Here is an 8,698-nt window from a genome sequence, read left to right as displayed (position 1 = left end):
TCGGATTCATTTTTCCAATTTTTTTTCGGCTACAGTCACAGGCAAAAAGAATTTTTTTGTCCTTCAATTCCTCTAGTGCTTTGTTGTATAAAGGCAATCGGTGGATCTGAGCATGGTTTTTTTCAAAATCCTCTACATTCCTGGGACCTTGGTCATAAGGAATTTCCAAAAAATCAAGGGTATCAAAAATATCTTGTGCAAACCTAGGCTTGTACCTTTCACGGTCCAGATCGTCTATCCTAAGCAAAACTTTTGCCCCGCGTTTTTGGGCCAAATGATGGGTGACGATAAAGGAATAGATATTTCCAATATGAAGAAATCCACTGGGAGTGGGTGCAAATCTTGTCAATTTGAATTCAGACATGGGGAGGTATTGATTTGGTAAGGTATTTTGGATTCTTTTTTGTAACTAGTTTGGAGTTTTATTTATAGCCATGAATTGATCATGAAAAACCTCCATCTCTTTTCTTTAACTGCAATCGCTATTCTTGTTTTTAGTTTGGAATCATGTGACTCAAAACTAACAGGAAGTAAGTTAATTCAAAAATCCATTGAATACCACGATCCAAAGGGGCAATGGCAAGAATTGAACAAGGTTTTTTATTTTGCAGATTCCCGTCCTGGAAAGCCCTCCCGACAATACACAGTTCACATAGACCTTCCCAAAAATTATTTTAAGTATATCAACAGCGGTGAAAACCTTGTATATGAGGTTAATGGGGAGGATTGTGTTTCCTCCACAGCAGGGAGCAAAGACTGTGAAAGAGCCTTGATGTTACGTAATTATTATGGATATCTTTGGGGATTGCCGATGAAGTTGATGGACCCTGGAACTGAGATTGACAAAGAATATATAGTTGAAGATTTTAATGGGGTTTCATCTTTTGTAGTCCGTGTTCCCTATGAAAAAGACATATGGTATTTTTACTTACATCCGGAAACCTACGCCGTCATGGCTTACAAATTCTATAAGGACGAAGAAAAGCAAATAGGGGAAATCATTTATCTCAATGAAGAAATTATCGTAGGAGAGATGAAGATTCCGGCACAGCGGTCTTGGTATAGGACCGAAAACGAAGAGTTTTTGGGAACTGATTTCCTTTTGAAAACCGAAGACTCACCAATGTAAAAGCCGGATTAATATCTTTTAACCATTGAAATTTTTCAAACTCATGGGCCAGGGCTAAATTCGAACTGTGAAAAAAATCCTGCTTGTTCTTTTGGTTTTCTTTGCTTCAGCCCAAATCAAAACATTGTCCCAAGTTTTGACAGGAAATGTACTTGACGGGCTGGACAAAGGCTTTTTGGATAAAGTCTGGGTAATCAACCTCCAAAACCGTGATAGTAGCCTTACCAACGAAAGGGGATATTTCAGGGTCAAAGCAGTACCCGGAGATTCCATTTTGATTTCAAAGAACTATTACATTCCCAAAGTTTTGATTGCAGGAGAGGACAAACACATTCTGACTGACATTTATTTAGATGCCAGGACACTACCGAGGTACGATCTTTACGGAGAAAAAATTGTGATCCCTTTTAAAGCCGGGAATCTTTCAACCATGAGAAGCTTAACAGATGGGCCTGCGGGACCGGGTAAAATATATACTGGATTGGCCAATAATCCATCCCTTCAACCAGGTTTGACCCTGGATGGACCAATTTCCTATTTTATGAAAAGTGAAAGGCAGAAAAGGCAATATGCCCGCAAATTGGCTTTTTTGGCGAGCCAAGAGGATTATCTAAAACTGATACAGTCTGATTCTGTTATGGCGGCTTTAAAATATGAATACAACCTGACTGATTCAGACTTAGACGGCTTAATTATCGAGTTTAACCTTCAAAACATCGACCATCAATTCGTAGGTATGGAATGGGAAAGAGTGGAAAAATTGCTGATCGATTTTTTGGATAGTAGGACCGGATACAAAAGGAAAGAAGATTACGAATAAAAAAAACCGCTCCTTTAAAAAGCGGTCTTTATGAACTTAAACCAGTAATTGGGTAAACCTTGAATTTTGCCTTATTCGCTTTAACACGACTTTATAATTGGTGCCTGGATTCCTGTCCACAAAACTTGAATTTAAGCTTATGAGAGTATATTGTATTCCGAGAACCAGGACTTTTTTGTAAAGTTTTTTCGATAGGCATTTTTTAATTTCATATACTCTAAATGTAGAAAATCAGTTTCATTCAAAAGTGTATTAAAGCATTGAATATCTTTATACCTTACCAAAGTATTTTTTATGCTTTTCTTTTAATGGACCAGGTGACAAAAAATCGGGCTACCATTTCTCCGTTTGGATTGGTTCCTGTGGATATCATGGTTATAGTATTGCTTTCGCCAGGATTCAATTCATTGACCAACTTCCCAAGTTCCTTACCTTGATCACAGACAAATGTTATAGTTTGATTGGCTTTCTTATGGTATTCCGCTTTAAAATCAACCACCAACATGCTGTAAATTCCTTTTCCTGCCAAGCTGACCTGGCAAAGTGCTCCAGTGCTCAATTCCGCTGCCCCGGCCATTGCAGCAAAGTAAATTGATTTGAATGGGTTTTGGCTTCTCCAGAAATAAGGAATGGTGACCACACATTTTTCTAAGGACAAATGCTTGATTTTCAATCTCCAAAAGACAGCTGAGGGTAATTTGAACAACATTGCCCACCAAAAAATAAATGGATTGCTCATGCGGTCTATATGCTTTTTTGCCTCGGGGGTCATCTTTTATCAGGTTAATGGTCATCAAATTAAGTAAAAATTTGGGATACCGTTTTTGATATGGCATCTTTTTTGGTCAATTTCGAATTAAAATTAGAATGTATGTTTAAGAAGATAGTGTTTTTAATGGCTTTGGGAATTTTGGTTTATTCCTGTGCCAAAGTTCCTATGAGTGGGAGAACCCAACTTGCCCTAGTTGACAATGCTGAATTACTCCCAATGGCTTTTGTGGAATATGATAAAGTCCTTAAAGAAGGAAAGATCATCACAAATACCGCAGATGGGCAGATGGTCGTAAAAGTGGGTAAGCGAATCGCTTCCGCTGTAGAAAAATATATGAAAGCCAATGGGCTTGAAAATGAACTTCAGGGTTTTCAATGGGAGTTTAACCTAATCCAAGAAGCTATTGTAAATGCATGGTGTATGCCGGGCGGTAAAGTTGCATTCTATACAGGAATAATTCCGGTATGTCAGGATGAGGCGGGTATTGCAGTTGTCATGGGACACGAGGTGGCCCATGCTATAGCTAATCATGGAAGGGAAAGGATGTCAAATGGCATGCTTATGAATGGGCTTCTTGGAACAGCCCAAGCTGCAATGGGCCAAAACCCAACCTTGACTCAAAACCTCATGTTGCAGGCTTTCGGTGTCGGAGGGGAATTGGGAATGCTTAGTTTTAGCAGAAAACATGAATTGGAAGCGGACCAATTGGGATTGAATTTTATGGCTTTGGCAGGATATGACCCTAGAGTAGCTCCTGCATTTTGGGAAAGAATGGAGAAAGCCGGATCCGGTGAGGCACCACCTGAATTTCTTTCTACCCACCCAGGTCCAAAAAGAAGAATAGATGAGCTTAATAAACAAATGGCAATTGCTTTGGAATATTATGAACAAAGCAAAAATTAATCGGTTCTTTCATTTATAGCAAAAAATGCAGCTTGATAAATTTCAGGCTGCATTTTTTATTAACCAATCAACCAATCATTACCTCTGATTGAAGCTTCTCAGTTTGACTTGGGTAAACTTTCTTTTTGTGTCCAAGGGAAAATCTCCCTTCATCATCCAATCATAATAGGAAGGTTCTTCCTTGAGGACATTTTCAATTGTTTTCCCTTTGTGCTTGCCAAAATTGAAGCATTCCTCTCCGTTTTCATTGAAAATAAACCTGCCGGCAAGGTCGACCATTTTTTCATTGAGCAGGTTATGGATTTTCTTCATGTCATTTTGGATAACCCCTAATTTGTTGCCCTGCAGGTCTTCTGCTTCTTCACCTTCATACCTTTCCATCTGGGCTTTGAAAACTTCATAAGAAGCTATTGTGTCTGCTTCTGCGCTGTGGGCGTTTTCTAGACTTTTGCCACAATAGAACTTATAGGCTGCTGACAGGTTCCTTTTTTCCATCATGTGGAATATCTTTTGTGAATCAAGGATATTTCTTTTTTCAATGTCAAAATCAATTCCCGCCCTTAGAAATTCTTCCACCAAAAGAGGGATGTCAAACTTTAAAACATTGAAACCTGCCAAATCGGCTCCTTCTAGAAATTGGAACAATTCTCTAGAAAGAGATTTGAAAGTTGGGGAGTCTTTGACATCTTTATCAAATATGCCATGGATGGCCGAAGATTCAGCAGGAATAGGAATGGTTGGATTAATGAGTGATGTTTTGATTTCCTGTCTGCCATTGGGATGTACTTTCAATATAGAAAATTCAACAATCCTGTCTGTAGAAATATTGATGCCGGTAGATTCAAGATCGAAAAATGCAATGGGTGTTTTCAGATTTAGGTTCATCATGATTGGATTTGATTGATTTTTGATTTGAGAATAGATAGGTCCATGTCATCATAATTACCGGAACTCATCAGTAACAAGTTGGTAGCGAGATAATTTTGGGATTCCAAAAATTCTTTAAGCTTTTCGATTTCTGTGAAAAGTATAAGGTCTTTTCTCTTGAAGGCTAGTTGAAGCCTTTCTTCATCCATCAGTTCAAGCTTTTTCAAAGATACGGCTTTTGGGTTTAAATAGATAACCGCTATATCTGCCAAGTCGAAGGTATGTGCGTAATTGTCTACAAATTCCTTGTTCAGGGAACTGTATGTATGCAATTCCTGAACGGCAATAAGTCTTCTGTTGGGAAACTGCTTTTTGACTGCATTGACAGTTGCTTTCAGTTTGGAAGGAGCATGTGCAAAATCCCTGAAAAGGATGGCTGAATCTGATTTTGCCAATATTTCCTGTCTTTTTGCCGCTCCTTTGAATTCTGGAATGGCTTCGTAAAACTGTTCTTTGGTAATACCAAGAGATTCACAGATATGAAGTGCGCCTTGTAGGTTTTGGAGGTTGTGCTCTCCAAAAATGTTGATTTCTACTTCATTGTTTTCAGAAATCAAAAATGTCTTGCCACTCCGTATTTGGTAAGGATGTGCTTTATAGGGAATCAGATTTATATTGTCAGGGTCGCATTTTATTCCTAATGCATTGACATGTTCATCTTCCTGGCAATAGATGAAAGTACCGCCTTTAGGAGTCATATTGACCAATATTTCAAATTGTTCTTTATAATTTTCAAAAGTGGGGAAGACATTGAAATGGTCCCATGCAATGCCGCTCATGAGAAGGATGTCATGATGGTAATGAAAAAACTTTGGTCTTCTGTCCAATGGCGAAGTCAGGTATTCGTCTCCTTCAATGATGATTATCGGGGCATCCGAAAGTTTGACCATCAAGTCAAATCCCTCAATCTGTGCACCCACTAGGTAATCAAAGTCCAATCCGTGATATTGCAAAACATGCAGAATCATGGAAGTGATGGTGGTTTTGCCATGACTTCCGGAGATCACCACTCTTTTTTTATCCCTGCTTTGCTCATAGATGAATTCCGGAAAAGAGAAAATCGGAATATTCAGATCCTTGGCTTTATGAAGTTCAGGATTGTCAATACGGGCATGCATTCCAAGAATAATGCCATCGAGGTCAGCATTTATTTTCTCTGGAAACCACCCTTTTTCTCTTGGAAGAATACCTGCTTTTTCCAACCTGGTTCGGGATGGTTCATAGATTTCATCATCAGAACCGGTAACTTCATATCCTTTGGCAACCATAGAAAGTGCCAAATTGTGCATAACTGCGCCGCCTATGGCGATAAAATGATATTTCTTAGACATAGTTTTTTCAGCAAGGTTCAAAAGTAATCAATCAAGGCAATCTGAAAAGGGCTGATTGGGGATTAATTTTGGATTTTTTCATCCAAGCATTTTCTTGGCCCAAATTGAGCCGAAAATTAGTTGAAAAAATAATTTCAACTTGTTTCAATTCGTTGTCTTGCTAAAGGTTTGATAATGTAAAGGTTAGCATTTTTGTTGATAACAAGGTGTATAACTTGTTTAAAAACATACCACCAAACGACCTACTTTTGTTATTATGGCAGACAATAAACCTACAGGAAAAGACAGGATAACCAACAGAAGGAAACCGGATTTGGGTCTCACTTCAGGCATGGGAAAATTACCTCCTCAGGCGACCGATTTGGAAGAAGCTGTTTTGGGGGCATTGATGTTGGAAAAAGACGCTTTGACAGCCGTTGTGGATATTTTGAAACCCGAAAGTTTTTATAAAGAATCCCACAAGGTAATTTTCTCCGCCATATTGGATCTTTTTTCCGATAGCCAACCTATTGACCTGCTTACTGTCACCAACCAATTGCGTAAAAAAGGACAATTGGAAATGGCTGGAGGAGCTTTTTTTATTACCGAATTGACCTCAAGGGTATCTTCTGCCGCCAATATTGAATACCATGCAAGGATTGTCACAGAACAGTCCATGAAAAGGGATATTATCAGCATTGCCTCAGAGGTTCAGCGGGAAGCATTCGAAGACACGACTGATGTTTTTGAATTGTTGGATAAAATGGAACAGTCGCTTTTTCAGATTTCAGAACAAAATATCCGAAAGAACTATTCCGATATGCGATCGATTCTCAAGGAAGCGATCACAGAATTGGAATCTAAAAAGGGGCAAAAGGACGGTCTAACAGGTGTTCCGAGCGGATTTACCGCATTGGATAGGGTTACCTCAGGATGGCAAAAATCCGACTTGGTCATCATTGCTGCAAGACCTGCGATGGGAAAGACAGCTTTTGTACTCTCCGTATTGAGAAATGCCGCTGTGGACCATAATAGACCTGTTGCGATATTTTCTTTGGAGATGTCCTCGATACAATTGGTCAACCGTCTGATTTCCTCAGAGGCAGAATTGGATTCTGAAAAGATAAAAAAGGGGAATCTTGCTGAATATGAATGGGAGCAATTGGTTCACAAAACCGGTAAATTATCAAAAGCACCACTTTTTGTAGATGATACTCCAGCTCTTTCGATTCTGGAACTGAGGGCAAAATGCAGAAAACTCAAAGCCCAGCATGATATTCAGATGATTGTTGTCGATTACCTGCAATTGATGTCTGGGGATAACAAGTCAGGAGGTCAGGGTGGAAACAGGGAACAGGAAATTGCAAGTATTTCACGGGCATTGAAGAAAATAGCCAAAGAATTGAGCGTTCCTGTTATAGCATTGTCTCAGTTGTCAAGGGCTGTGGAAACCAGGGGAGGGGACAAGCGGCCACAATTATCGGATTTGAGGGAATCTGGAGCTATCGAGCAAGATGCAGATATGGTAATGTTCCTTTATCGGCCTGAATATTATGGAATCACTGAAGACGAGGATGGAAATTCAACTGCAGGAGTTGGAGAAGTCATCATTGCCAAGCATAGAAATGGTTCCTTGGATACCGTCAAGCTTAGATTCATAGGAAAATACACCAAGTTTACAGATTTGGAAATGAATATTCCTTATAAACCAAACGAACCACTTTATGGCCACAAATTCCCAAGTGGTTCTTCAGGACAGGCTTTTGAATCAGGAAATACCATTAGACTTTCTAGCAAGGCAAATGGAGGAGATTTGGATGACACCTTTCCCGGTGGCCTCGGAAGTAATAAACCTGCGCCATTTTAATCGGCTCAGAAAATAGCTCATTTTCATTTTTCAATTTAACTCTCCCAAAATGAAGGCCATCGTTCTTAATAGAAAGCTCACTGAAGGTTTAGAATTCGTTGATATTACTTTGCCTGCCTTGACCTCAGATGAAGTCAAAATTCAAATCAAATCCGCAGCACTTAATCATAGGGATGAATGGTGTCGTCAGGGTAAATATGCCAATTTAAATGATGGTATTATATTGGGTTCGGATGCTTCTGGAATCGTGGTTGAAGTAGGCAAAGAAGTTGATCCTGATTGGATAGGAAAGGAAGTAATTATCAATCCTGCTTCAGATTGGGGAGAAAATTCAAATGTGCAGGCCAAAAACTTCAAAATCATGGGCATGCCTGAACATGGGACTTTGGCAGAATTTGTTCAGGTGAAATCAAGCAGGATTCATCCCAAACCTGATCATTTGAATTGGGATGAGGCTGCAGCCTTGCCATTGGGAGGTGTTACTGCTTTTAGGGCTTTGTTCCGTCAGGGAAATATTCAGCCCAATGACCAAATTTTGGTCACAGGTTTTGGAGGTGGAGTTGCACAATTTGGAGTTCAGTTTGCATTAAGCCTCGGTACAAAAGTATTTGTTAGCAGCAGCAGTAGTGAAAAGATTCAGAAAGCCATTGAATTAGGCTGTTCGGGTGGTTTCAATTACAATGAGGAACATTGGTCTGAAAAAGCCGTATCTGAGTGTGGCGGATTTAACCTGATTTTAGACAGTGCCATGGGAGATACTTTAAATAACCTCATAAAGGCAGTAAAGCCGGCAGGAAGAATCATATTTTATGGTGCTACCCGTGGAAATCCAACCGGATTTGACGGTAGGAGACTATTTTGGAATCAGATCAAATTGATTGGAAGCACCATGGGTAATGACTCAGATTTTGAGAATATGTTGGATTTTGTCAATGAAAATAAAATTTCTCCACTGATTGACAGGACTTTT

At 39.4% G+C, this 8,698-nt stretch carries 9 protein-coding genes; 5 read left to right on the top strand and 4 right to left on the bottom strand.

Annotated features, from left to right (window positions below; all coding sequences use genetic code 11):
• On the bottom strand, positions 1-364 hold a 364-nt coding region (locus ACZFYI_RS10815), incomplete at its 3' end, for a glutamate--tRNA ligase family protein (protein ID WP_462524144.1).
• Between the two features lie 81 nt (positions 365-445).
• Between ACZFYI_RS10815 and ACZFYI_RS10810 the strand changes: the two genes are divergently transcribed.
• Together ACZFYI_RS10810 and ACZFYI_RS10805 are read left to right on the top strand one after the other, a co-directional pair.
• Positions 446-1,129, top strand: a complete 684-nt coding sequence (locus ACZFYI_RS10810) for a DUF6503 family protein (RefSeq protein ID WP_462524143.1) — start codon at positions 446-448, stop codon at positions 1,127-1,129.
• Between the two features lie 67 nt (positions 1,130-1,196).
• Positions 1,197-1,949, top strand: a complete 753-nt coding sequence (locus ACZFYI_RS10805) for a hypothetical protein (RefSeq protein WP_462524142.1) — start codon at positions 1,197-1,199, stop codon at positions 1,947-1,949.
• 292 nt (positions 1,950-2,241) lie between these two features.
• On the opposite strand, the gene ACZFYI_RS10800 is transcribed toward ACZFYI_RS10805, so the two are convergent.
• Positions 2,242-2,721: a DUF4442 domain-containing protein gene (locus ACZFYI_RS10800; RefSeq protein ID WP_462524141.1), complete on the bottom strand. Its 480-nt coding sequence runs from the start codon at positions 2,719-2,721 to the stop codon at positions 2,242-2,244.
• Positions 2,722-2,820: 99 nt separating this feature from the next.
• Here ACZFYI_RS10800 and ACZFYI_RS10795 point away from each other — a divergent pair, with 99 nt between their 5' ends.
• Positions 2,821-3,624 carry a M48 family metallopeptidase gene (locus ACZFYI_RS10795; protein WP_462524140.1) on the top strand — a complete coding sequence of 268 codons (804 nt, stop codon included), beginning with the start codon at positions 2,821-2,823 and terminating at the stop codon, positions 3,622-3,624.
• Between the two features lie 78 nt (positions 3,625-3,702).
• Here the strand turns inward: ACZFYI_RS10795 and ACZFYI_RS10790 are convergent, their stop codons facing one another.
• Both ACZFYI_RS10790 and ACZFYI_RS10785 read right to left on the bottom strand, forming a co-directional pair.
• A complete protein-coding gene (locus ACZFYI_RS10790) occupies positions 3,703-4,509 on the bottom strand; it encodes an exonuclease domain-containing protein (protein ID WP_462524145.1) in 807 nt (268 codons plus the stop codon).
• Positions 4,509-5,882, bottom strand: a complete 1,374-nt coding sequence (locus ACZFYI_RS10785) for a UDP-N-acetylmuramate--L-alanine ligase (protein WP_462524139.1) — start codon at positions 5,880-5,882, stop codon at positions 4,509-4,511. The genes ACZFYI_RS10790 and ACZFYI_RS10785 overlap by 1 nt, the downstream gene beginning before the upstream one ends.
• Before the next feature lie 256 nt (positions 5,883-6,138).
• Here ACZFYI_RS10785 and dnaB point away from each other — a divergent pair, with 256 nt between their 5' ends.
• Together dnaB and ACZFYI_RS10775 are read left to right on the top strand one after the other, a co-directional pair.
• Positions 6,139-7,728 (top strand): replicative DNA helicase, encoded by a 1,590-nt coding sequence (gene dnaB, locus ACZFYI_RS10780; RefSeq protein WP_462524138.1) that lies wholly within the window; start codon positions 6,139-6,141, stop codon positions 7,726-7,728.
• Positions 7,729-7,777: 49 nt separating this feature from the next.
• Positions 7,778-8,698: quinone oxidoreductase family protein (locus tag ACZFYI_RS10775; protein WP_462524137.1), on the top strand; the 921-nt coding region annotated here is incomplete at its 3' end.

The sequence above is a fragment of the Aquiflexum sp. genome (genome assembly GCF_977115555.1).
This window is presented reverse-complemented; position numbering and strand designations above follow the sequence as displayed.

What these genes read in the sequence shown, in the direction of transcription:
- ACZFYI_RS10800 (WP_462524141.1), bottom strand. Translation starts at nt 2,721, where the DNA reads ATGACCCCCGAGGCAAAAAAGCATATAGACCGCATGAGCAATCCATTT.
- ACZFYI_RS10810 (WP_462524143.1), top strand. Translation starts at nt 446, where the DNA reads ATGAAAAACCTCCATCTCTTTTCTTTAACTGCAATCGCTATTCTTGTT.
- dnaB (WP_462524138.1), top strand. Translation starts at nt 6,139, where the DNA reads ATGGCAGACAATAAACCTACAGGAAAAGACAGGATAACCAACAGAAGG.
- ACZFYI_RS10795 (WP_462524140.1), top strand. Translation starts at nt 2,821, where the DNA reads ATGTTTAAGAAGATAGTGTTTTTAATGGCTTTGGGAATTTTGGTTTAT.
- ACZFYI_RS10785 (WP_462524139.1), bottom strand. Translation starts at nt 5,882, where the DNA reads ATGTCTAAGAAATATCATTTTATCGCCATAGGCGGCGCAGTTATGCAC.
- ACZFYI_RS10790 (WP_462524145.1), bottom strand. Translation starts at nt 4,509, where the DNA reads ATGAACCTAAATCTGAAAACACCCATTGCATTTTTCGATCTTGAATCT.